The organism is Pelagibius sp., assembly GCF_028289705.1.
Classification (GTDB): domain Bacteria; phylum Pseudomonadota; class Alphaproteobacteria; order Kiloniellales; family Kiloniellaceae; genus Pelagibius.
Window position 1 is genome coordinate 14451 of sequence record NZ_JANQOI010000185.1, and the last position, 20665, is coordinate 35115.

The window sequence follows — 20665 nt, forward strand, 5'->3', positions numbered from 1 at the left end:
TGGGGAATGGCGCCGGGAATCAATGTGCCGGAAGAGGTAATACCCCCATATAGCCTCAGGACCAGCCGCCTGAGCCGTTTCTCGGGGTGCCGTTGGGGGTAGGCGCCGGCGGCTCGTCGTCGTCATCGGCGGCGTCTTGCCCGCGCAGGCTTTCGCGCAGCGGCAGCAGGGCCGTTGCCGCCAGCACGGCGGCCTCGGTGCGGTTGCGGCATTCCAGTTTGACCAGGATCGTGCGCACCAGCGATTTGACCCTTGTCTCGCTTTCGCCGAGCCGCTCGGCGATCCCGCGGTTGCTCTCGCCGACCGCGAGCAGCGGCAGGATTGCCTGTTCGCTCTCGCTCAGGCGGCAGAGCATGTCGAGATGGCAGTAGGCGCCGGAACCGCCCTCACGCGGCGCCGCCATCACCGAGTAGCCCTCGGCCGCGAGGCTGAGGCTTTCCTCGAGGAAATCGAGCCCGGCCTCCAGGAGGATCAATCCGTCGGCACGGGTGGCCAGGTCGCCGAGATAGGCGCATTTCGATTCGGGAACGGCCAGGAGGATGCGGGTGTTCTCTCCCGACCAGCGGTCGATCTGCTGGTCGAGACGGCCGAGCCGGCTGCCGTCCTCGGCCGCCAGGATCAGATAGTCGGCGTCGGGCTCGCCGCGCCCGTTGGCCGGAAAGATGCAGATGTCTCCGATTCGCGTGTTGGGGACGCGGCGCAGGGCCTCCAAAAGGGGCGCCGTATCGATCCCCGATGCCAACAACGCGCAGCGCCGGTCGCCGGGCTCTGCGCTGTGGTTCGGATCTTCAGCGGTGTGATCGAACATCTTGGGACAACCTCCAGTCAGACAAGCATCGGTGCGATCGGCGCCGTTCCCAGGGATTCTGCGGATATTCACGCCTTCATATCGGGAATCCTAGCACGGGAAATCCTCACAATCTTTTGCGCAGGCATAGTAATACTTTGGTATAGGGTATTAATACTCGAGTAGAAAAAGCCGAGATAGTTACCCAGTCTGATAAGTATTAGTGCGTTTTCATTTTTAAATACACGTTCGCTCACTTTATCATTCAAATAGATCCCGTACCATCCCCGAGCATTGATCCGGCATCGCGAAGCAAGCACGCCGGGTCGCCAGAGACAGATCCCAGAGACAGATCGATGCATAGGGGATGGATCATGCGTGCAAGGGCTTGCGCCTTTATGGTCGCGGCCGGGATGGCACTGACGGCTTGCGCCGGCCCGCCGTTTCCGGATTCCGGTGTGCCGCCGGTCTTCAGCTTTCCGGTCACAAGCAACCAGACACCGTACAGCCAGTGCCTGAGCAGCCTGTCGCAGGCGCCGGGCAACAACCTGCCGGTCTTTTCCGTGGGCGAGGTCGCCGACAAGACGGGCCAGGTGAACTACGACGACAACGGCCATGCCCTGACCCAGGGCGTTTCCGAGATGGTCATCTCCGCGCTCTGGAAGACGCGCAAGGCAAGGCTGATCGAACGCCTCGACCTGCGCATTCCCCTGGCGGAAATGAAGCTCTCGGAGCAGGGCCGCCTCGGCCGTGGGCTGACGGAGTATCAGCTTCCGGCCAGCGACTTCATCGTCGTCGGCGCGCTGACGGAGCTGAACTACAACATCACCTCCGGCGGTGCCCGCCTCTTCGTCAACGGCATCGGCGGCGGCGGACGCACGGTGGTGATCAACGTCGCGCTGGACCTTCGTGTGGTCAACGCGCGCAACTTCTCGGTCGCCTATGCGACCTCCCTGCAGAAGCAGATCTACGGCTTCGAGGTCGAGGCCAATGTGTTCCGCTTCTTCGGCAACACCCTCATCGAATTTGACGCCGGCATGATCCGCAACGAGCCGTTGCAGCTCGGCGTCAGATCCGTCGTGGAGATGGGTGTCTACCTCCTCATGACGGACTTCCTAGGTCTTCCCGCTATCCAAGGCTGCGATCTCGTGGAGACCGACCATTTCGCTGGATATCTGAAGGAGACAAACGATGAAAGCGAGTAAGTCCTTGTTGCTTTGCGGGGCCGCAGTCGCTGCGCTCGGCCTCGCGGTGTCGCCTGCTGCGGCCTTCGATGAGGTCGACTGGCACTGGGATCTGGAAATCCTCGAGCATGTCAACAAGACGGTGGATATCAACGTCGATATCGATCCGGAAGGTCTGATCCTGCTTGAGGACCTGCAGATCTTCATCGGCGACGTGACGGCCGAGTCCTACGTGAACGGCGTCTACAACAACCAGCCGATGGAAGACGGCGGCATGGCCAGCGGGACCATCGACTTCACGGTCACGCTCGACGGCATGACCGACGATGAGACCGATCCCAGCACCGTCACCGGTACCGCGGATCTCGGCGGCGACCTCATGGGCTCCACCAACGACGTGTCCGGCACCCTCGACGAGGGTGACGACCAGCTCGACGTAGTGATGGCCTTCGAGGACATCCCGGTGGAGAACATCGAGATCCAGCCCGGCGGGTCCTTCGACGCCGTTACCGAGCTGCCCGAGGTGGTCAGCGCGGCAACTGCGGTGGGCAACAACGTCAGCATCGACAGCGACGTGATGGTGGAGATCCACGAGGGTCAGTTCGTCTTCGGCGGCAGCAACTTCGGCGATGACGACGATCCCTTCCCGACGCCGGTTCCGATCGGTCCGGGCGGCGGGATTGCCCTTGCCTCGCTGGAAGACGGCGAGACCTTCGGCGCCAACAACAACGTCTACCCTGAGGCCGCCGCGCTGCTGACCCTGGCCGCGCTGTTCAACCTCCTCGACCCGGCGGAGATCTCTGCCGTGTCGCAGGTGGACGACATCCTCAACGCCTCGGTCGACTCTGCCGCCACCGCGGTTGCCAACAACAAGTCGCTCAAGGTGGAGGCCAAGGTGCGGGACGACGCCGTGGTGATGGGTGACGTCACCCAGTTCGCCGTCGCCAACGTCTCGGCCCTGTCGCAGGTCGGCACCAACTTCTGTGAGGACGAGTGCTTCGGCGCCCAGCCTTACGGCGTCCAGGTGAACAACTACACCAACCTCGGTCAGCTCGACCGTCCGCTGGTGTCGTCGGTCGCCACTGCCGTGGGCAACAACCTGTCCATCAGCGTCAGCACGCCGAATCCCGGCGGCGCGATCATCACGGACTGATCATCACTCAGCCCACCAACCCCGGGGAGGGAGCAGAACACCTCTGCTCCCTCTTCCCCGCCCCGGCGGGACCCGGTCCGGCCTCGAGGAGGTTGACATGAAACAGACAGTGATGCGCATTGCGGCGGGGGCTTCGAACCTCTTTGTCTATTCGCTCGTGACCATAGCCATGATCGGGCGCCTGGCCGGCGATGCCTCGGCGCAGATGTACGAGCGGCCCTGGGGCTTTGCCGCCCGCAGCGGCGGCAGCATGGCCATCTTCATGAAGCAGGTGGACGAGGGCATGCTCTCCTCCAGCAGCGGCAGCGGCCAGGCGGCAATTGCCGGCACCACGACCTATCTGGTCTGCGGCGGCGAAGGCTCCGCCGGTGCCCGCGGCAACTCTTCCTGCATCATCCTGAACAACTCCGACAGCGCGCTCAGCCTCGGCCAGGACGCCGTCGGCGACCAGACCGCGGAGAGCACGGTAACGCAGACCCAGAACAACGGCGCCGATGAGGTCAGCGAAATCCTCGAAGGCGACTCGACCAACTGAGACGACGGGATGGATCCCGCGATTTCTCGCGCGATACCAACCAAAGGCACAGAGCAGCGGCGGCCCCCGGCCGCCGTTTTGCTTTTTCCGGGAAGGCTTGCGGCGGAGAGGTTGACACCTCCGCTCCATTGAGGGGGCAATTATATACTTAACTGAACAGAATGTGGCACCATCTGAGCATGGACAGGCCCGCGTTTTAGAAGAAATGCCGCTGGGCAATTTTGGTGATCCGCTCCGCGAGCTTGACGAAGTTTTTGAGTGTTTCAACGACAGGCTCACCATCAACGACCTGTCCCTCGCCAAACGCTACCTCAAAAATGAACTGTGGCTCGGGTTTGGGTTGGCCTGGCTCGGGGGTGGGACAGGAAAACAGTACCGCGCCGTCTTGCATCGGGAACTGCCTATCGGCGGGGCGGAGGAAGATTGGGCGTTCCTTGAGAAAGCTACGCATGGCTTCCCAGAGCTTGGTGATCTCCTCGGCCTCCCCCTTCGTTGGGACGTTGGAAGCAAGGTCGGGATTCACGGATCGGTGTGCAGCCCCTACAGGTATGATCGATCGGTGTTTGTCCAGAAGGTCGAGGGAGTGGAGCATCCAGAGGGCTTCGTTCCCTCCTGGGTGTGGTTTGAGTCGCCTCGCGAACTTCATTGCTTTGGGGCTGGCGCCACGCATTCTTTCGTTGACCCTAGCCCCGATGTCCCCTGGGATTTTGGCGAAAGGGAAGTAAGCGGTTTTTGGATTTCCTCCGTTTGCGACAACCAATGCCGTGGCCAGCAAGTCAAGCGAGGAGCGTAAGTTGTGGATGATGTCGCCAATAATCGCGCTCCATCCAGCGGGAACGCATTCGATGATTTTGACCCGGAAGAGAATCTTGCCAGGCTCGCTACTGTTATCTGCGATGATGCGATAGGGTTTGCGCCCGTGAAAGGCTTCGACCTCTACCCTCAAGTTGTTGAGGTGTGTTTGGGCACGTTCGATCTTCATCCATACCCCTTGGAGGGGATCTTGAGTTGGTTGCGACACGATGAGCGCCTCTAACAAAAAGAAAAGGTCTGGTGACGAGAGATTTAAGGAAGTGGTGCGACACTTCCTGAACACCCCGCCGAAGCCGAATACGAAGAACAAATCAGTTGACAGGAAGAGCGGCCAGGACAAGCCTGACCGCTCAACCCGTGCAAATAAGTCGTGCTAGGACCTACTTGCACTTACGGGGCGCACGGCGGGGATGCGAACGCACCCTCACCCTCTTTGGCCCCTTGGGCGGGGTCTTACACCCGCCGCAATTGCGCTTTGCCATTGGAATCTCCTTCCGTTGGCAGGAGAGGTTGAGCCTCTCGCCCTGACGCACTCCATGCACGTCAACGGTAACCGCGATGGAAATGCCAGGCAGCGCAACTGCGTACACTGCCAAAAACGAGTCCGAGTCGGCTAGCCTTTCAACCGACGCTTGCTCCAATTGCGGGCGAGCGGGCGCAGGGTGATTTCCTTGAAGGTGAGCCGCTTGGTGACGTCCTTACCGAGCGTCAATCCGCCGATAGGTGAGGCGCTTACCCTCGATGCTCTGAATGGCTTTGGTGGTGCGCTCCATATCCTCAGTACCGAGGGCTGAGCGTTCGTTGTAGCGGAAGCCAAACTCCGCCAGGTGGCGCTTGAGGTGCTGTTCGCTGACGTGGTGATAGGTGCCGTTGATGCCGCGTTTGAGCAGCGAGAAGTAGCCTTCAATGGTGTTGGTGTGGGCATCGCCGCGAACGTACTCGTCAATGCGGTGGTTGACTGATTCGTGGCGGGCGAACTCAGGGCCAAGAAGGCGGTACTGGCCCGCGTCGTCGCTCATGAGCGTTGAGGCGCGGTCAACCTGAGCAAACAGGATGGGGCGCAGGTTCTTAGCGCTGACGCTCTTAACGTGGTAGGAGCGCACGCGGCCACCGCGCTCGACCAGGGTGAAGGCAGTCTCCTTGCCGGCGCTGCCGATGTTCTTCGGGTTGCGCTCGGGGACATGTTTAACTTCAATGAACTGCCGTCGTCGTCCCTCCCGACATCGTCACCCTCGCGCTTGACGCACGGCTGTCCGGTTTAGCGCGCCAGTGCGCAAGCTGGCGATCATCGCGCGTGTGGCTCACCCCCCTCCCAACCTCCCCCCGTCAAAGGGGGGGGAGATTTTCTAAGCCGCTTCAATAACTTCCCCCTCCCCCTTCGATGGGGGAGGGATGGGGTGGGGGTGACACCCCACCCGCCGCAAGCCGTCCGTTACGCAAGTCCGATCTCGCGTCCTGCGACCCTCTCTTGGCTCCGACGCCTCGCGAATCAACCCTCTCCGCCAAACAGAAAGACGCTAAACCGGACAGCCGTGGGACAAGTCCGAGGGTAACGATTTGGGAAGTGAAAGTGTTGGCGGGCTGTTGAAATCAGATCTTTCGGTGCGAGCCGGCTCCTCGGCACGCCGTGGAAGTCGCCGCTGCGCGGTGACCTCTAGTCCTGCCGGCAGACCATCATCTCGGTGGGCTGGGCGGCGCCGGGCAGGCAGATGCGCTGCAGGCTGCAGCGGCCATGCGGGCCCTTTGCCGGCGTGGACTCCGGGGGCGTATCTGCTGCGGTCTGCGGTGCCATGTCCGCCTTTGCCCGGCGGCACTGCGGCGAGACGCTGTCGTCGGTCTGCGACAGTGCCTGCTGCAGATCGTCGGGTGAATTGGCGCCGAAGGCGCCTGGCTGGTCCGTTGATCCCGAATCTGACGAGCCGCCGCCGGTGACTGCGCTCAGCACCATACCGGCCGCGCCCATGGCGCCGGTCACGCAGCCGCCCAGGCAGAGGGGCGACAGCAGAACGAACGCAGCCAGGGCTGCGCGCCGCAGGGACAAAGCCTCAGGTCCGGCTCCACGCTGGCGCATCCTCGGGGCTCTAGAAGGCGGGCTGCAGCAGGGCGTCGCTCTTGATCGAGGACAGGTAGCTGCGCAGCATGAAGATCTCCTCGGCCGAGAGCACGAAGCGCGGCATCGGCGGATGGTCCGCCGCCAGCCAGGCTTCCAGCCGGATGGTCGACCAGTCGGCGGCCTGGGCGATCTGGCTCAAGGTCGGCGCCGCGGTGGTGCTGTAGGGCGCCTCAGGGGCCGCGTGGCAGCGCTGGCAGTGCTCAGCAACCAGGGCCTGGCCGCCGGCGACGGCATCGCCGCGGGCCTGGCCGATGGTCGGCAGGTGGGCCCAGAACGCCGCCACGGCCAGGCAGAGCCAGGCGGCGATCAGGCCGTCCCTGACGGTCCAGCGGTCCCCCTCGCCCTTCCCGTCGCCCTTTCCGGTGGAGCGGTTGCTATTGGATCTGGCTGAGTGCATGGGTGAAGCCCTTCAGTGAGAAGCGGGCGACCACCGTGCCGTCGTTGACGCGGTAGGCCGCGACGCCCTCCAGGTCGTGGCGAAAGCGCTGCAGCACCTCGTCGGTTGCCTCCAGCTTCACGGCGGCCTGGCAGAACAGATGGTTGCAGGCGCTGGTCATGAGGCTGGTCTTCCAGCCGCTGTCCAACTGCACCGCGATGGGGGCATTGGCCCCGGCCTGGTGGCTGATGCGGAAAATTGCGCGCAGCCGGCGGGTGCCCCGTTCCGGGGCAATCAGGATCTGCAGGCCCGGCGCCTGATAGTCGGCGAGGCAGGCCGTCTCGCCGCAGACCACGGTCCAGCGTTCGGTTGCCGCCTGGGCGGACCCTGCGGGCAGACTGGCCGCTGCGAGCAGGCCCGCGGCCAGGCAAAAGCCCGCAAGGCCGAGGGATGCGGTCCGGCTGAAGCGGCTCTTTGCGTTGACTAAGTTGATCATGGCGCGATCTCCCAGCTCTGCGAAAGGCGCAGCGATAGAGCGGAGTCTGATCCTTCGACGGGAAACGCGCGAGTGAGCAGGGGGAGCAGAGGCTGGCACTTGTGGCTTAGACCCCCCGGGGGAGATCCGCCTAAGCCCTAGGAATGGGGCCTGGCGCGAAATGTGCGGCTTTTGTGCTCCCGGTGTGAGATTCCCCACACGGTCTTCGCCGCACCCTGCCTATATATGAATTGTCGTTGTGGAGGTCCTCCCTCAAGCCACGATGACGGACCTTAGGTGAGCCTCAAAAGCCCCGTCCGCTGCCCATCGGACGGGGCTTCCTCCTTTTGCGCCGGGTATTCCAGCGGCTGTACGGCTTGAGGGGATCTGCGAAGACGTCGAGAGGGCCGCTACGGCCCCGGGGGGATCAGTCCCCGGAGACCTCGTGCACCATCCGCTCCAGTTCGCTGATATCGGCGACGATGAGCGTACGGCCGTCGCGTTTGATCAGCCCGGACTTCATCAGTTCGTTGAGTTCCCGGGTGACGGCTTCGCGATGGGTGGAGATGCGGCTGGCGATATCGGCATGGGTCGGCGCGGGCGCGAGGCGGGCGGTGTTGTCCTCCTCCACGTGGTCGCGCGACAGCCTCAGCAGCTCCGAGTGGATGCGGTTTTTCACGGCAAGGGTGCTGAACTCGAAAATCCGCTCGCTGAGCGAGCGCACCAGCCGCGTCAGATAGGTCAGCATGGCCATGGAGACGGCCGGGTATTCCTGCAGGATCGTGCAGAAGGTCTCGGCCGGGACGGAACCGATCATCACGTCGGTGAGGGCGATCACATTGGCGGACCGCGGTGCCCCGTCGATGGCGGCGAACTCGCCGAAGCAGTCGCCCGCGGAGATATCGCGAAAGGCGACTTCCTTGCCGGCGCTGGAAAACAGGATCACCCGCACCGTCCCCGACACCATGAAATAGACGTCGGTGGAGATCTCCTGATGGCCGATGATCTGCTGGTGAGCCTTGTAGTTGCGCCAGTTCACGCGCTGCGACAGGCGCTCGATCTCGCGCGACTGGAGACCTTTGAAGATCTCGATCCGCTCAAGCGCGTATCCCGTACCTCCAGAAAGCCGCTGGTTGGCTGTCATCGCCCCATCGTTTCGTTTTTGGGTCTCGGCGGCCGCGGCGTACCTCACCGCAAAGGTCGCAAGACCAGATCAAGCGGAAGCGTAACGCTGCCGAATTCGGAACCGCCCCGCTACGGATTGCAAGCGTAGCCACCAGGGGAGCGGAAATTTGCGCAATACTACTCCGCGTCGGGCGGGATGCAACCGGCTGATGATGGTAGTTCGATCGCGATTGCCGCTTATGCGCGTGCACGCCGCTAGCGGGGTATGCTGCCGTGGTCGGCTGCCGGCCCTTGAGTCGCCCGGCGCATCGGGCTAAGAGGCCGACTGCAGCTCAAATCCGCCAAGACCGAGAGAAATCGCGACCCCAAGAATGTCACAGCCGCAGGAATCCTTCCCCTACGGAAGTCTCAATAACTGGTTGATCGATATCGTGCTGCCGTTCTGGGCGACGACGGGGTTCGATTCGCACCACGGCGCCTTCGTCGAGAAGCTGGATCTCTCGGCCGAGCCCAGCGCGGATGATTACACCCGTGTGCGGGTGCAGGCCCGGCAGATCTACGTCTTTGCCCACGCCGCCCACCTCGGGCTCTATCCCCAGGGCCTGGACCTGGCCCGCCGGGCCTGGGGGTTCCTGGATCGCAACGCCTGGGACCGGGCGGAGGGCGGCTGGTTCCACCTTCTGCGCCGGGACGGCGGCGTGCTGGACCGGACCAAGGATTGCTACGATCACGCTTTTGTCCTGCTGGCCCTGGCGTGGCTCTATCGCGCCGGCGGCGATGCGGCCGTCCTGGGGCGGGCCAGGGAGACGGTGGCCTACCTCGATTCCTCCCTGCGCCTCGAACGGAACGGCGGCTTCGACGGTTATGCCGAGCGGGCCCGGGCTGACGGTGAGGAGATCCCGCTGCCACGCCGGCAAAACCCGCACATGCATCTCTTCGAGGCGCTGCTGGCACTCTACGAGGCAACGGAAGAGCCCGAGTGGCTCGAGCGTGCCGACGCCATCCGCGGCCTCTTCGAAGCCCACTTTCACGATGCCGACACCGGACAGCTCATCGAGTTTTTCGATGGCGACTGGAAGGAGGTCAGCGTCGACGGCGCGCTGATCCGCGAGCCCGGCCACCATTTCGAATGGGTCTGGCTGCTGCACCGCTTTGGCCAGCTCTCCGGCAGCGATGCCGTCCTGCCCGCCATGCAAAAGCTCTTTGCCTGGGGCTGGGAAGCTGGATTGGACCGCAGACCGGAGGGGCTGTTCGCCGCCTATGACGCAGCCGATCCGGATGGCCGGATTTTGCAGGGCGGCAGCAAGCGGCTCTGGCCGCAGACCGAAGCCCTGAAAGCCTGCCTCGCTCTTGCCGAGCGCCGGGCCAGCCCTGACGCGGAGGCCGGTATCGACGCGCTGCTGCGTGGGATGTTCGCGGGCTTCGTCAGCTTCGATCACGCGCTCTGGCAGGATCAGTTGGATGGCACAGGCCGGATGATCGCGCCGGCGATTCCCGCCAGCAGCCTCTACCACCTGTTCCTGGCCATGGCCGAAACCCTGCGCGTGATGCCGGCGCGCGCTGTGGCTGCCCCGGGTTCGCCATAGGTCGAAAAGAGGTCAGTCCTCGGCGAAGTGCTTTGCCCAGGCGAGCCACATCGCCGCTGTCCAGGTGAAGCGGTCGCCGCCCAGACCACGTCCGCTGATGGGATCGAAGTATTCCCAGAAGCCGCTCTGGCGCACCAGGTCCGCCGTCGAGCGGGCCAGCCGTGCGGCCCACTCGCCGTGGCCGTTCTCGCTCAGTCCTTCGGCGATCATGTAGTTGACGATCCCCCAGGTCGGCCCGCGCCAGTAGCGCAGGCGGTCGAAGCGGGAATCCCCGGGGTCGAAGCTGGGCAGGGGATAGGCGGTCCGTTCGGTCCAGCGCTGCAGGACTTCGACCAGTCTTGCCGTCCGTTCCGGTCCTGGATTGCCGGCATAGAGCGGCAGGAAGGACGCGCTGGTGGCGCTGTCGCTCATGGCCTCTGCGCTGAGGTCGTAGGAGCGGAAGACGCCGGCCTGCTCGTCCCACAGCCGGTCCAGGGCGGCATCGCCGCGCGCTTCCCAGTCTTGCAGTTCCGCCAGGTCGTCTTTGTGGCCCAGGTCCTCCGCCAGGTGCCGCAGGTCGCGGTCGGCCCGGCGCAGGATCGAGAGGGTGCCAATGTCCACCATCTTGAACGGTGAAGCGTCATAGGCCGCCTTCGGCTCGTAGCCTGCGCCCTTGAGGCTGAGGATCAGGGAGAGATAGCGGTTGTACTGATCGTGGCGCGGTCTCTGGTCCGCATCGATGCGGTCGAGGTCGCGGCGCTCGAATGGCGGCAGGCCGTCTGTCGGCACAGGGTTCAGGGCAGCATCCCAGTCGGGGCTGTTGTCGCGCCCCGATTCCCAGGGATGAAGAATGGCCACCATGCCATCGGACTGCGGATCGCGGGCGGAGTGGAACCAGCGGTGCCAGGCCAGCAGCTTGGGATAGAGGCGTTCGGCGGCGGCCTGGGCCTGGTCCCTGTCGCGGGCGCCGCGCCACAGCTTCAGGGCGATGCTGGCGGCTACCGGCGGATCGGAGATGCCGGAGGTCTGAACCGCGAGGCTGCCGTCCCAAAGCGATTCCGTTCCCCAGACGTCCGGCCCCGGGAAATAGCCGCTGTCCTCCCGGTGGAAGGCAATGTGGGGCACCATGCCGTCGGGCCACTGGGCGTTGAAGAGGCTCTCGATCTCCTGCCAGGCGCGGGCTTCGTCGAAGGTGGCCCAGCCCAGGGCGACGAAGCAGCTGTCCCAGTTCCATTGAAAGGGATAGAGAGCGGGGCTCGGCACCGTGTAGCCGCCGCGGTCGTTGTCCTGCAGAATGCGCCGCGCCTCGCGGCTGCAGTCCTCGGGGTTGCTCAGGTTCCTGCGCTCTTCGGGCGCCGTGGCATCAACCATTTTTCATCGACTACCCAGATCACATCCAATGGTTAGGGGGAGGCTCCAGCGCGGGGGCCCCAGTCAGTGCAGGGCCTGACCGTTCTCGCTGTCAAACCAGCGCAGCCTGCCGGGCGCAAGGGCCAAATGAACCTCCTGGCCGCTGCGGATCGGCGAGTCCGCCGCCGTGGTCACGCGAAAGAGCTGCTGGTCCACCGAAAGCGTCAGCAAATTGTGGGGACCCAGCGGTTCGACCACCGTCACCTGGCCGGTCAGATGCTCGGGCGCGGTCTGGTCCGTGACCACCACATCTTCCGGCCGGATGCCCAGGGTGACGCGCTCGCTTCCCGCCCTCGGCGCCGGCAGGCGGGCACCGGCGACCTTGCAGTGGCCGTTCTCGCGGTTGGTTTCGAGGAAGTTCATCGGCGGGTTGCCGATGAAACCGCCACAGAACTCGTTGGCCGGGTTCTGGTAGACTTCGATGGGACGGTCGTACTGGATGATGTGGCCGCCGTGCATCACCGCGATCCGGTCGGCGAGGCTCATGGCTTCGACCTGATCGTGGGTCACGTAGATCGTCGTGGTGCGGCTCTGCGCCAGCAGGCCCTTCAGCTCCGCGCGCATCTCCAGGCGCAGCAGGGCGTCCAGGTTCGACAGCGGTTCGTCCATCAGCAGCACCTCCGGTTCCATGGCCAGCGCCCGGGCGACGGCGACACGCTGGCGCTGGCCGCCGGAGAGTTGGCCGGAATAGCGCTCCAGCAGGTGCTCGATGTGCATCATGCCGGCCGCCTTCTTCACCCGCGGTTCGATCTCGCTGTTGAGCATCTTTTTCATGCGCAGGCCGAAGGCGATGTTCTCGAAGATCGTGAGATGCGGGAAGACCGCGTAGTTCTGGAACACCATGGCGATGTTGCGGCCCCGCGGCGGCACGCCGTTGACCTGGCGGTCGCCGATCTTGAGGGTGCCGGAGGTCTCCGTCTCCAGACCGGCGATGATGCGCAGCAGGGTCGTCTTGCCGCAGCCGGAGGGGCCGAGGAGAACGGTGAACTCCTCCGGCTGCACATCCAGGGACACGGACTTCAAGGCCTCGAAGTTGCCGAAGACCTTGCGGACCTGCTCAACGTAGATGCCTGACATGGCGGTTGTGCTCCCTTGTTCGGGCGGCCGAGCGCGGCGCCCGGTGATTGCTCAGCGGTTGGCGATGCCCCACATGCTGAAGAGGTACTTGCGCACCGCGAAGATGAAGATCAGCGCCGGCACCACCAGGAAGAAGCCCCCGGCGAAGCGGAAGTAGAGCGGCGATTCCGACAGGGTGGTCAGCAGAAAGGCGGTCAATGTCGGCTGCTGCAGGGTCAGGATCGTCGCCGCGAAGACCTCGTTCCAGGAGATCACGAAGGCAAAGATCGCCGCCGCCGCCAGCCCCGGCGTCGCAATCGGCATGACCACGCGCCAGAAGGCCTGGGCCCGGGTGCAGCCCATAGTCCAGGCTGCCTCCTCCAACTCGAAAGGGATCCCCATGAACAGGCTGGAGCTGATCAGCACGGCAAAGGGCAAGGCCAGAGCCGAGTGGACCAGGGCCACGCCGAAGACCGTGTCGTAGAGCCCGAGCTTGATGAAGGTCACGGTCAGCGGCAGCGCCAGGATGGCGATGGGAAAGGCGCGGGTCATCACGATCATCAGGCGGAAGCTGTCCTTGCCGCGGAAGCGGAAGCGCGCCAGGGCATAGCCCGCCGGGGCACCGAGCCCGATGGAGATGATCATGGTGAGCGCCGCCACCAGGACCGAGTTGAGAAAGGCCGAGAGCACCCCGCGGACCCCGAAGAAGAAAGCGATGGTGTCGGTGGAGATGTCGGTCGGCAGGAAGGCCTTGGGCCAGGCGAAGACGGCATCGCGCGGCGAAAAGGCGCTGAGCACCAGCAGGTAGATGGGCAGCAGCACCCAGAGGCAGAGGATTACGCAGACCGTGACGAAGAGCCACTGCCAGACGTTCCAGCGCGGCAGAATCCGGTCCAGGAAGCTGCGCTCGTCCTTCAGGCTGTCAGGGGTGATGTCGGCCATCACTGAGCCTCCTCTTTGACCCGCAGGACGCGCAGGTAAAGCACGGTGAAGGCGATGGAGATGACCAGGGTCAACACCGCATAGGCCGAGGCGACGCCGTTGTCCCGATAATCGAACTGCCAGAGGAAGGCCTCGCCCATGAGCACCGGCAGGTCGCGTCCGCCCAAGGCGACGACCACGGCGAAGACCTCGAAGGCCAGGAGAGTGCGCAGGATCAGCGCGGTCTGCAGGCTCGGCTTCAGCAGCGGCAGGGTGACCTTGGTGAAGCGCTTCCAGGCGCTGGCACCGAAGATCTCTGCCGCCTCGTTGTATTCCTTGGGAATGAGCTGCACGCCGGCCACCAGGATGACCATGACGATGGCCGTGGCCCGCCAGGTCTCGGCCAGGACCACCGCGATGAACAGCGCGACGGGCGTTTCGTAGCTCAGCCAGAGCGCCGGGCCGTCGAGGATGCCGAGGGAGGAGAGGATCGTGTTGATGTAACCCCGTTCGCTCAGCAGCGCCAGCCAGACCACCCCGGCGGCGAGGTCGGAAATGCCCAGCGGGATGGTCCAGACGTAGAGCACAAGATCGCGGCCGGCGCGGATCTTGGTCAGCATCATCGCCATCGTCAGCGCAATGGCAAGCTGCAGCGGCACGACGATCAGCACCAGCAGCAGGGTGTTCCAGAACGACAGGCCGAAGTTGATGTCCTCGATCATGGTCCGGAAGTTTTCCAGGGTCCACTGCCCCTCGGCGCGAAAGGCGATGAAGAAGGCGTCGGCAAAGGGGTAGGCGAAGAGCAAGAGCAGAAAGATCAGGCTCGGCGCCAACAGCCAGTACGGCAGCGTGCGTTCGGTGATCATGGGTCTTCCTCTTGCCGCCGGCCGAAGGACCGCGGCAGGGGCCTCGGGTCCTTCGGCGACGGCCGGTCAGAGCGGGAAGGCTACTTCACGGGGCAGGCGCCGGAGCTCGGCTCGTCCGGAGCCCAGCAGGGCGCGCCCGTCTCCTCCATCAGCTTGCGCAGGTTCCCGGCCTGGCGGTCGAGGGTCTTGTCGATGTCGGCGCCGCGAATGACGATGAGCTGGAAGGTATCCAGGAAGACCTTGTTGAACTCGCGGCCCTTATCGCCCAGACCCACCGGAAGCAGGCTGGGATTGGCGTCCGCCGAAGCGGCCTGGGCCGAAACCGCGGCCCCGGCAATCTGCACGCCCCGCGGCAGGTCGTCCGGCAGGTCCATCTCCACCGCCGGGAAGAAGCCGATGGCCTTCAGGGTCTCGATCTGGGTTTCCGGCCGGGTCATGTAGTCGATGAGCTTCACTGCGGCGGCCCGGTCGGGGGCGTTGGCCGGGATCGCGAGGCCCGCCACCACGGGCATGAAGCCGCGCCCTTCGGGGCCCGCCGGGGCGGGGAAGGCGATGAAATCATCGGGGCGCCGGTTGAAGGCGTCCATCAGCCGGGCGGTATGGTCGAAGGCGATCCAGACCTCGTCGGCCATCAGCGGTTCCTGCATGAAGTCGTAGGAGGTGGAGCGCGGGTTCACGTGCTTCCACATCTCCTTGAAGCTGGCCCACATGGCCACGGCCTTGTCGCTGCGGTACTCCGTCACCACGGAATCGGTGAAGGAGGGGTAGAGGTAACCCTGGAAGAAGCGGTGCATCAGGCCCTTGCGCCCGGCGGGAAAGCCCAGTTTGCGCTCACCCGTGGCGGCGCTCACATTGGCCGCCCACTGGGCCAACTGGTCGTAGGTCAGCGCCATCACGTCGGCCCCCTCGGGCAGGTACTGCAGCGCCTGGCGGTTGGCGGCCATGACGTAGCTGGCCTGCATCCAGGGCACGTAGTGCTGCTTGCCGGTGCCCAGCTTGCCCAGCTCGACGAAGGTGCCGATCAGCTTGCGGTCGCCGAGGCCGGAGAGCACGTCGTCGATGGGTTCCAGCGCATCGGCGCTGGCGAGGACCGGGAAGTTGCCGTGCAGCGCGCCCAGCAGGCCGACCGAGACCTTGCCCGCCTCGGCCTCGGCGAGGATGCGGTTCAGGAAGGGGCCGTCCTCCTGGGGGATGTAGTCCACCTCGCCGTCGTATTGGCCGAGGACCTCGTTGCGCATCGCCTCGGCTTCCTCGATGGGGCGGGCCTGGGTCGACAGGAAGATGGTTTCGGCCGTCGCCGGAAGGCCGGACAGCAAAAGGGCCGAAACGGCAGCGGCCGACAACCCTGTCTTCACGATTGCGTTCATCATTTCCTCCACTGCTTTTCGTTTTGCTTGGTTACGGTTTGCTTGCTTGCCGGCGGCCGGGATCTCCGCAGGCCGCCGGATCTTTTTCATGCGCCTCCCGGCGCGGGCCCGGTGGACTCGCGCTCGATCAGCGGGGCCTCCAGAAGCTCTTGCAGATCGTTCACCGCCGTTCCGCCGAGGCGCGCGCAGGTCATTTCCGCGAGTCGGGCGCCGGCGCGGCGAATGTCCTGGCGCATGGTGGTCAGGGCCGGCTCGGCCTGCGCGGCCATGGGCAGGTCGTCGAAGCCGACGATGGACAGTTCTTCCGGCACCGTGATGCCCAGACGCCGGGCGATGCGCAGCGCGCCCAAAGCGACGGTGTCGTTGGCGCAGAGCAGGGCGGTGGGCCGCGTCTCCGCCTGCAGCAGGCGCTCGGCCGCGGCCGTACCGCCACGCTCGTTCAGCTTGGTCACGGCGTAGAGGTTTGGGTCGAAGGCGATCCCCGCTTCGCGCAGCGCATCTTCGTAGCCGGCCTTGCGCTCGCCGGCGGTGAAGAGTTCCTCCGGCGCGCCGATCAGGGCGATGCGCCTGTGGCCCAGTTCGATCAGGCGCCGCGTGCTGCGGCGAAAGGCGGTGCGGGCATCGGCGTCGATGAAGGCGATGGGTTCGCGGGTTTCCGCCCGGCCGTGGGTGACGAAGGGGACGCCGCGGTCGATCAGATAGTCGATCCGCTCGTCCTGGCGCCGGGTGCGGGCCACGATGATGGCATCGGCCCGCCGGCCCTCCACCAGGCGCTTGTAGGCATCCAGCTCCGCCGGGCCTTCCGGAACGGCACAGACCACCAGGTCCAGATTGGCGTTGTGCAGCCGTTCGCCGATGCCGACCAGCAGTTCCAGAAAGAAGGGATCTTCGAAATGGCCGAACTGGCTCGGCAGGATGATGCCGACGGCTTCCGCGGTGCCGCGCTGCAGGGCCTGAGCCAAACGATTGGGCACGTAACCCACCCGGCGGGCCGCATCGATGACCTTTTCCCGGGTCGACTCACTCACGTCAGAGTAGCCGTTCAGCGCCCGGGAAACCGTGGTCACCGAGAGGTTCAGGTCCTGCGCAACGCGCTTGAGGGTCATTTCCTGCGTTCCAAAACGTTTTGGAAAGGATAATTCGAAATATTATTGCCGTCAATCGGTAACTTTATTGCGTTGCAATAAGAGGGCCTCAGAGAGGCCTCTGGGAGGGGATAATGGGGTATGCGCGCTAGGGTTGCTTGAGCGCTGGCCGAGGTAGCCCGCGCCAGCAGGAGGCCGGGTGCCTGCGAGAGGGAGTCGTGCCGCGCCGCGCAGGCCTGCGCGCAGCCCGGAGCAGGCTTGGCGTAAGGCGAAAAGAGGTTAGTCTTCGGCGCAGTGCTGCGCCCGGATGCGCGCAGCGCCGCAAGGGCCGGCGGGTCACTGCGAAACCGGAGTCTGCAGCCTATGAAAAAGACGGCAACCAAGACCGCTCTGGCCATCCGTCACGTGGCCTTCGAGGATCTCGGAAGCTTCCGTCCGGCCCTCGAAGAGCTGGGCTACGACATCGCTTACTGCGAGGCTGGGCGCGACGACCTCGGCGACCCGGCGTTCCTGGAGGCGGATCTGCTGCTGGTTCTCGGCGGGCCCATCGGCGCCTACGAGGAGGAGGCCTATCCCTTCCTACGCCAAGAGATCGCCACCGTCGAGAAGCGCCTGGCGCAGGGCCGGCCCACCATCGGTACCTGCCTGGGCGCCCAGATCATGGCACGCGCCCTCGGCGTCCGGGTCTACCCCGGCGGCGTGAAGGAAATCGGCTACGGCCGTCTGGACTATACCGAGGAGGGGCAGCGGGTCTTAGCCCCGGTTGTGGAGGCCGGCGCCGCGGTGCTGCACTGGCACGGCGATACCTTCGATCTGCCCGAGGGCGCGGTGCGACTGGCCTCCAACGAGCACTACCCCAACCAGGCCTTCGCCCTCGGCGACTTTGCGCTGGCCACCCAGTTCCACATCGAGGCGACGGCGGCGGGACTGGAGCGCTGGTTCATCGGCCACGCGCTGGAGATCGCCACCACCCCCGGCATCGACGTCCCTGCCTTGCGCGCCGAGGCCGCCCGCGAAGGCCCGAAGCTGGAAGCCGCCGCCGGCGAGACCCTGCGGCGGTGGCTGCGGGTGACCGAACCGGCGTGACGGCCGCTAAGGACCGTCGCGGCCCATGGCAGAGGCGCGCTATCGCCCCTCGGCCAGCACGTTGGCGCCCATGCGTTTTTCCAGGCGGCGCACCAGCCAGGAGACGACGAGGATCAGCACCAGGTACTCGAAGACCAGCACGGTGTAGATTTCGAGCGGGCGGTAGACGGTGACCGAAAGCTCGTTGGCGCGCCGCGTCAGCTCCGGCAGGCCCAGCACGTAGACCAGCGACGACATCTTCAGCATGTAGACGAACTGGTTGCCCATGGCCGGCAGGATGCGGCGGATCGCCTGGGGCAGCACCACCAGGCGCATCTTCTGATAATAGCTGAGCCCGAGGGAGTCGGCGCCGTCGATCTGGCCACGCTCGATGGACTGGATGCCGGCACGGAAGATCTCCGCCTCGAAGGCGCTGTCGCAGAGCGCCAGGGCGACGACGCCGGCGATGAAGGGCGAGAGCGAGATGCCGAGGAGGATCGGCAGGCCGTAGTAGGTCCAGAGCAGCATCACGAGGATCGGGATGGCGCGGAAGATCTCCACATAGATGCGGTTGAACCAGCGCAGACGTTTGTCGGCGGCGAGTCCCGGCAGCGCGACCAGCAGCCCGATCAGCACCGAGAAGAAGATCGAAACGCCGGAAATGGCGATGGTCAGCCAGAAGCCGCTCAGGAGGAAAAAGAAGTTCTCCCGCCCGCGCGGGGTGGTGGGCAGCACTTCGTACCAGCCCCAGGAGACGTTGCCGCCACCACAGGCGCCGAGCAGCAGCAGGGCCGCGATCAGGGTACCGAGGGTGAGGAAGAAGCGTACGGTCGGACTGGTGGTGGCTGTCAGCTTGGTCATGAAAACAGGAACGGCGCGAGCCTTGTGTCTTTCTTGGTTGACGGCACCGGCCCGCTCCCCCGCCCGGCCACCCATAGGATACTGGCGCTGGGTGGCGGGGCGGGGGAGCGGCCCGGAACCGATTCGACGTAAGTCGAAGACGTCCTAGGGCTCGCTCCGCCTCTCTCTGATTGGGTTAGCGGCGGATGGTCCGGCCGTTCAGTTGGCCGGAATCCACTTGTCCTGAACCTGCTGGAAGAACCCCTTGTTCTTCTTGATCTGGATCCAGTGGTTCAGATAGTTGAGCCAGATCTGGTCGTTCTGGTCGACCAGGAAGGCGATGTCCGCGGGGCTGGCCGGCTTGTCGACCGGCACGATCATGATGCTGTCGTGCGCTTCGATCAGCTTGGAGGCTTCAACGTTGCTGGTGACGGAGACGTCGGCGCGGCCGGCCAGGACCTCCTGGAAGTCACGGGCCGGTGCCTCGATGGTGCGGACGGTCGCATTGGGGAACAGGGTCTTGACCTGCTGTTCCTGGCTGGTGCCCAGGGTTACCGCCACGGTCACGTCGGACTGGTTGATGTCCTCCCAGGACTTGAAACGCTCGGCGTTCTTCTTCTGCGTCAGCGGGACGGTGCCGAGCTGGTAGTAGGACTCGGTGAAGCCCACGCTGCGGATGCGCTGCGCCGTGATCGAAGCGCTGGTTGAGATATCGTACTTGTCCGCGACGATGCCCGGCACCAGGGTCTTCCACTCCGTGGGCACGAACTCGACCTCGACACCCAGGTCCTTGGCCAGTTCGGTCATCACGTCGATATCGAAGCCGGCGTAGCCGCCGCTCGCCGGATCCTTCATCGACATGGGGTTCCAGTCGCCAGTGGTGCCGACCCGCAGCTTGCCGGACTCCAGGACCTTGGTGAGGGTGGAGTCCTGGGCCGCGGCCGGCTCCGCCCAGGCCAGGCCGGCTGCCAGCAACGCCGCCAAGATGAACTTTACCTGTTTCATTGTCTGTCCCCTTCGTTCCCTTCAGCTCCCTGTGAACGCCCGTTCCGGGACGCCGTCACAGCATCAAATCAAGCCCGCCGCCCGGCGGCAAGGCCGCTTCGGCAGCGCATCCCACATTTCGCTTAGTCGACGACCAAGTGGTGGGGCGGGCGCGCGAAGACCCGCTGGACCATCGGCACGAAGAACTCCAGCGGCGCGGTGTCGTAGTTCGGGCAGATGGCGCGCTGGTCGTAGCGGTCGACGAAGGCGGCGGTGCACTCGAAGTAGCGGTGCCCGCGCCAGCGCTCCCGCTCGTCGGGATCGAAAGCGGGGTCATGCACGCCGGCCAGATGGACATGCTGGAAGATGGTGTGGTGGCGCAGCATCCAGTGGGTGCGCTCGGAGACGTAGCTGGCCAGCAGGCAGGCCGCAAATTCGGCATGGCTGTCGGGACAGAGGACCACGCCGACGTCGTGGAGCAGGGCGGCCACCACGATCTCTTCGTCCTCGCCGGCGCGATAGGCCAGGGTCGCCGCCTGCAGGCAGTGACGGTAGTTGTTGATCTGATAGCCGAAGCTGGCGTCACCCTCCGAACACTTCAACAGCCGGAGCACCTGGCGCAGCTGTTCGCGGGCATAGAAGGAGTCCCGCTGCCGGTTGAGCAGGGCCCAGTCCTCGGCGGTCACATCGTCCAGTTCGACGGTATCGATGTAGTGCCAGCCAGCCTCCAGCAGGGGGCTGCGGCTGTCCGGGCCGAAGCGCGCCGGGTCGCCGGGCGCGCGGCTTGCCCCTCGCGGCGGCCCAAGGCCTCCGCCCGGCCCCACTTCGGGGGCCCGCAGTCTGCGGTCTCTCATGCCGTCTCCCCGTCCCCGTGCTTCGCCCGCCCGCGGCAGTTCTTGGGCTGCTGCCGCCTAGAGCCCTTTATGTTTTGTCGGCGCCGGCCCG

Annotated in this window: 21 protein-coding genes; 5 read left to right on the forward strand and 16 right to left on the reverse strand. The window is 65.1% G+C overall.

All coding sequences use genetic code 11. The features are described 5' to 3' along the window. Positions 1–55: 55 nt before the first annotated feature. On the reverse strand, positions 56–808 hold the full coding sequence (locus Q0996_RS23845) for a LuxR C-terminal-related transcriptional regulator (protein WP_299626125.1): 753 nt from the start codon (positions 806–808) through the stop codon (positions 56–58). Positions 809–1161: 353 nt separating this feature from the next. On the opposite strand from Q0996_RS23845, the gene Q0996_RS23850 reads away from it, so the two are divergent. From Q0996_RS23850 to Q0996_RS23860, 3 genes are all read left to right on the forward strand, one after another. Then, complete coding sequence (locus tag Q0996_RS23850) at positions 1162–1992, forward strand: CsgG/HfaB family protein (protein WP_299626128.1); 831 nt, start codon at positions 1162–1164, stop codon at positions 1990–1992. Beyond that, on the forward strand, positions 1979–3124 hold the full coding sequence (locus Q0996_RS23855) for a hypothetical protein (RefSeq protein ID WP_299626131.1): 1146 nt from the start codon (positions 1979–1981) through the stop codon (positions 3122–3124). Before Q0996_RS23850 ends, Q0996_RS23855 begins: the two co-directional genes overlap by 14 nt. A gap of 97 nt (positions 3125–3221) precedes the next feature. After that, the gene (locus Q0996_RS23860) at positions 3222–3659 is read left to right on the forward strand and encodes a hypothetical protein (RefSeq protein ID WP_299626134.1); all 438 of its coding nucleotides are present in this window, start codon (positions 3222–3224) and stop codon (positions 3657–3659) included. Positions 3660–3855: 196 nt separating this feature from the next. Here Q0996_RS23860 and Q0996_RS23865 read toward each other — a convergent pair whose 3' ends face one another. The 6 genes from Q0996_RS23865 to Q0996_RS23890 all read right to left on the reverse strand — a co-directional run bounded on the left by Q0996_RS23865 (position 3856) and on the right by Q0996_RS23890 (position 8580). Beyond that, positions 3856–4812 carry a hypothetical protein gene (locus Q0996_RS23865; RefSeq protein WP_299626137.1) on the reverse strand — a complete coding sequence of 319 codons (957 nt, stop codon included), beginning with the start codon at positions 4810–4812 and terminating at the stop codon, positions 3856–3858. Positions 4813–5170: 358 nt separating this feature from the next. Next, positions 5171–5668, reverse strand: coding sequence for an IS1595 family transposase (locus Q0996_RS23870; protein WP_322096799.1), 498 nt, complete (start codon positions 5666–5668; stop codon positions 5171–5173). Positions 5669–6126: 458 nt separating this feature from the next. Further along, complete coding sequence (locus tag Q0996_RS23875; RefSeq protein ID WP_299626140.1) at positions 6127–6543, reverse strand: hypothetical protein; 417 nt, start codon at positions 6541–6543, stop codon at positions 6127–6129. Between the two features lie 10 nt (positions 6544–6553). After that, positions 6554–6982 carry a hypothetical protein gene (locus Q0996_RS23880; RefSeq protein ID WP_299626143.1) on the reverse strand — a complete coding sequence of 143 codons (429 nt, stop codon included), beginning with the start codon at positions 6980–6982 and terminating at the stop codon, positions 6554–6556. Further along, a complete protein-coding gene (locus Q0996_RS23885) occupies positions 6960–7457 on the reverse strand; it encodes an invasion associated locus B family protein (RefSeq protein ID WP_299626146.1) in 498 nt (165 codons plus the stop codon). The genes Q0996_RS23880 and Q0996_RS23885 overlap by 23 nt, the downstream gene beginning before the upstream one ends. 406 nt (positions 7458–7863) lie before the next feature. Then, the gene (locus Q0996_RS23890; protein WP_299626149.1) at positions 7864–8580 is read right to left on the reverse strand and encodes a Crp/Fnr family transcriptional regulator; all 717 of its coding nucleotides are present in this window, start codon (positions 8578–8580) and stop codon (positions 7864–7866) included. Positions 8581–8932: 352 nt separating this feature from the next. Between Q0996_RS23890 and Q0996_RS23895 the strand changes: the two genes are divergently transcribed. Next, complete coding sequence (locus Q0996_RS23895) at positions 8933–10147, forward strand: AGE family epimerase/isomerase (RefSeq protein ID WP_299626151.1); 1215 nt, start codon at positions 8933–8935, stop codon at positions 10145–10147. Positions 10148–10159: 12 nt separating this feature from the next. On the opposite strand, the gene Q0996_RS23900 is transcribed toward Q0996_RS23895, so the two are convergent. The 6 genes from Q0996_RS23900 to Q0996_RS23925 form a co-directional block, all read right to left on the reverse strand. After that, complete coding sequence (locus tag Q0996_RS23900) at positions 10160–11497, reverse strand: trehalase family glycosidase (protein ID WP_299626154.1); 1338 nt, start codon at positions 11495–11497, stop codon at positions 10160–10162. A 63-nt stretch (positions 11498–11560) separates the two neighbouring features. Next, positions 11561–12613, reverse strand: a complete 1053-nt coding sequence (locus tag Q0996_RS23905) for an ABC transporter ATP-binding protein (RefSeq protein WP_299626157.1) — start codon at positions 12611–12613, stop codon at positions 11561–11563. A 51-nt stretch (positions 12614–12664) separates the two neighbouring features. Beyond that, positions 12665–13534, reverse strand: a complete 870-nt coding sequence (locus tag Q0996_RS23910; RefSeq protein WP_299626160.1) for a carbohydrate ABC transporter permease — start codon at positions 13532–13534, stop codon at positions 12665–12667. Beyond that, positions 13534–14379: a carbohydrate ABC transporter permease gene (locus tag Q0996_RS23915; protein ID WP_299626163.1), complete on the reverse strand. Its 846-nt coding sequence runs from the start codon at positions 14377–14379 to the stop codon at positions 13534–13536. Before Q0996_RS23915 ends, Q0996_RS23910 begins: the two co-directional genes overlap by 1 nt. 80 nt (positions 14380–14459) lie before the next feature. Next, positions 14460–15746, reverse strand: a complete 1287-nt coding sequence (locus tag Q0996_RS23920) for an ABC transporter substrate-binding protein (protein ID WP_299626166.1) — start codon at positions 15744–15746, stop codon at positions 14460–14462. Positions 15747–15832: 86 nt separating this feature from the next. After that, the gene (locus Q0996_RS23925; RefSeq protein WP_299626169.1) at positions 15833–16852 is read right to left on the reverse strand and encodes a LacI family DNA-binding transcriptional regulator; all 1020 of its coding nucleotides are present in this window, start codon (positions 16850–16852) and stop codon (positions 15833–15835) included. A gap of 342 nt (positions 16853–17194) precedes the next feature. Here Q0996_RS23925 and Q0996_RS23930 point away from each other — a divergent pair, with 342 nt between their 5' ends. Next, positions 17195–17917: a glutamine amidotransferase gene (locus Q0996_RS23930; RefSeq protein WP_299626172.1), complete on the forward strand. Its 723-nt coding sequence runs from the start codon at positions 17195–17197 to the stop codon at positions 17915–17917. Between the two features lie 39 nt (positions 17918–17956). Here the strand turns inward: Q0996_RS23930 and Q0996_RS23935 are convergent, their stop codons facing one another. The 3 genes from Q0996_RS23935 to Q0996_RS23945 all read right to left on the reverse strand — a co-directional run bounded on the left by Q0996_RS23935 (position 17957) and on the right by Q0996_RS23945 (position 20574). Beyond that, on the reverse strand, positions 17957–18757 hold the full coding sequence (locus Q0996_RS23935) for an amino acid ABC transporter permease (RefSeq protein WP_299626175.1): 801 nt from the start codon (positions 18755–18757) through the stop codon (positions 17957–17959). A gap of 198 nt (positions 18758–18955) precedes the next feature. Then, entirely contained in the window at positions 18956–19741 is a 786-nt protein-coding gene (locus Q0996_RS23940) for a transporter substrate-binding domain-containing protein (protein ID WP_299626178.1), read from the reverse strand. A gap of 122 nt (positions 19742–19863) precedes the next feature. Then, the gene (locus Q0996_RS23945) at positions 19864–20574 is read right to left on the reverse strand and encodes an HD domain-containing protein (protein WP_299626180.1); all 711 of its coding nucleotides are present in this window, start codon (positions 20572–20574) and stop codon (positions 19864–19866) included. Positions 20575–20665: the final 91 nt, after the last annotated feature.

Excerpts from the sequence above, each read along its gene's own strand:
- Q0996_RS23845 (WP_299626125.1), bottom strand. The coding sequence starts at position 808 with ATGTTCGATCACACCGCTGAAGATCCGAACCACAGCGCAGAGCCCGGC.
- Q0996_RS23850 (WP_299626128.1), top strand. The coding sequence starts at position 1,162 with ATGCGTGCAAGGGCTTGCGCCTTTATGGTCGCGGCCGGGATGGCACTG.
- Q0996_RS23855 (WP_299626131.1), top strand. The coding sequence starts at position 1,979 with ATGAAAGCGAGTAAGTCCTTGTTGCTTTGCGGGGCCGCAGTCGCTGCG.
- Q0996_RS23860 (WP_299626134.1), top strand. The coding sequence starts at position 3,222 with ATGAAACAGACAGTGATGCGCATTGCGGCGGGGGCTTCGAACCTCTTT.
- Q0996_RS23875 (WP_299626140.1), bottom strand. The coding sequence starts at position 6,543 with ATGCGCCAGCGTGGAGCCGGACCTGAGGCTTTGTCCCTGCGGCGCGCA.
- Q0996_RS23880 (WP_299626143.1), bottom strand. The coding sequence starts at position 6,982 with ATGCACTCAGCCAGATCCAATAGCAACCGCTCCACCGGAAAGGGCGAC.
- Q0996_RS23885 (WP_299626146.1), bottom strand. The coding sequence starts at position 7,457 with ATGATCAACTTAGTCAACGCAAAGAGCCGCTTCAGCCGGACCGCATCC.
- Q0996_RS23890 (WP_299626149.1), bottom strand. The coding sequence starts at position 8,580 with ATGACAGCCAACCAGCGGCTTTCTGGAGGTACGGGATACGCGCTTGAG.
- Q0996_RS23895 (WP_299626151.1), top strand. The coding sequence starts at position 8,933 with ATGTCACAGCCGCAGGAATCCTTCCCCTACGGAAGTCTCAATAACTGG.
- Q0996_RS23900 (WP_299626154.1), bottom strand. The coding sequence starts at position 11,497 with ATGGTTGATGCCACGGCGCCCGAAGAGCGCAGGAACCTGAGCAACCCC.
- Q0996_RS23905 (WP_299626157.1), bottom strand. The coding sequence starts at position 12,613 with ATGTCAGGCATCTACGTTGAGCAGGTCCGCAAGGTCTTCGGCAACTTC.
- Q0996_RS23910 (WP_299626160.1), bottom strand. The coding sequence starts at position 13,534 with ATGGCCGACATCACCCCTGACAGCCTGAAGGACGAGCGCAGCTTCCTG.
- Q0996_RS23915 (WP_299626163.1), bottom strand. The coding sequence starts at position 14,379 with ATGATCACCGAACGCACGCTGCCGTACTGGCTGTTGGCGCCGAGCCTG.
- Q0996_RS23920 (WP_299626166.1), bottom strand. The coding sequence starts at position 15,746 with ATGAACGCAATCGTGAAGACAGGGTTGTCGGCCGCTGCCGTTTCGGCC.
- Q0996_RS23925 (WP_299626169.1), bottom strand. The coding sequence starts at position 16,852 with ATGACCCTCAAGCGCGTTGCGCAGGACCTGAACCTCTCGGTGACCACG.
- Q0996_RS23930 (WP_299626172.1), top strand. The coding sequence starts at position 17,195 with ATGAAAAAGACGGCAACCAAGACCGCTCTGGCCATCCGTCACGTGGCC.
- Q0996_RS23935 (WP_299626175.1), bottom strand. The coding sequence starts at position 18,757 with ATGACCAAGCTGACAGCCACCACCAGTCCGACCGTACGCTTCTTCCTC.
- Q0996_RS23940 (WP_299626178.1), bottom strand. The coding sequence starts at position 19,741 with ATGAAACAGGTAAAGTTCATCTTGGCGGCGTTGCTGGCAGCCGGCCTG.
- Q0996_RS23945 (WP_299626180.1), bottom strand. The coding sequence starts at position 20,574 with ATGAGAGACCGCAGACTGCGGGCCCCCGAAGTGGGGCCGGGCGGAGGC.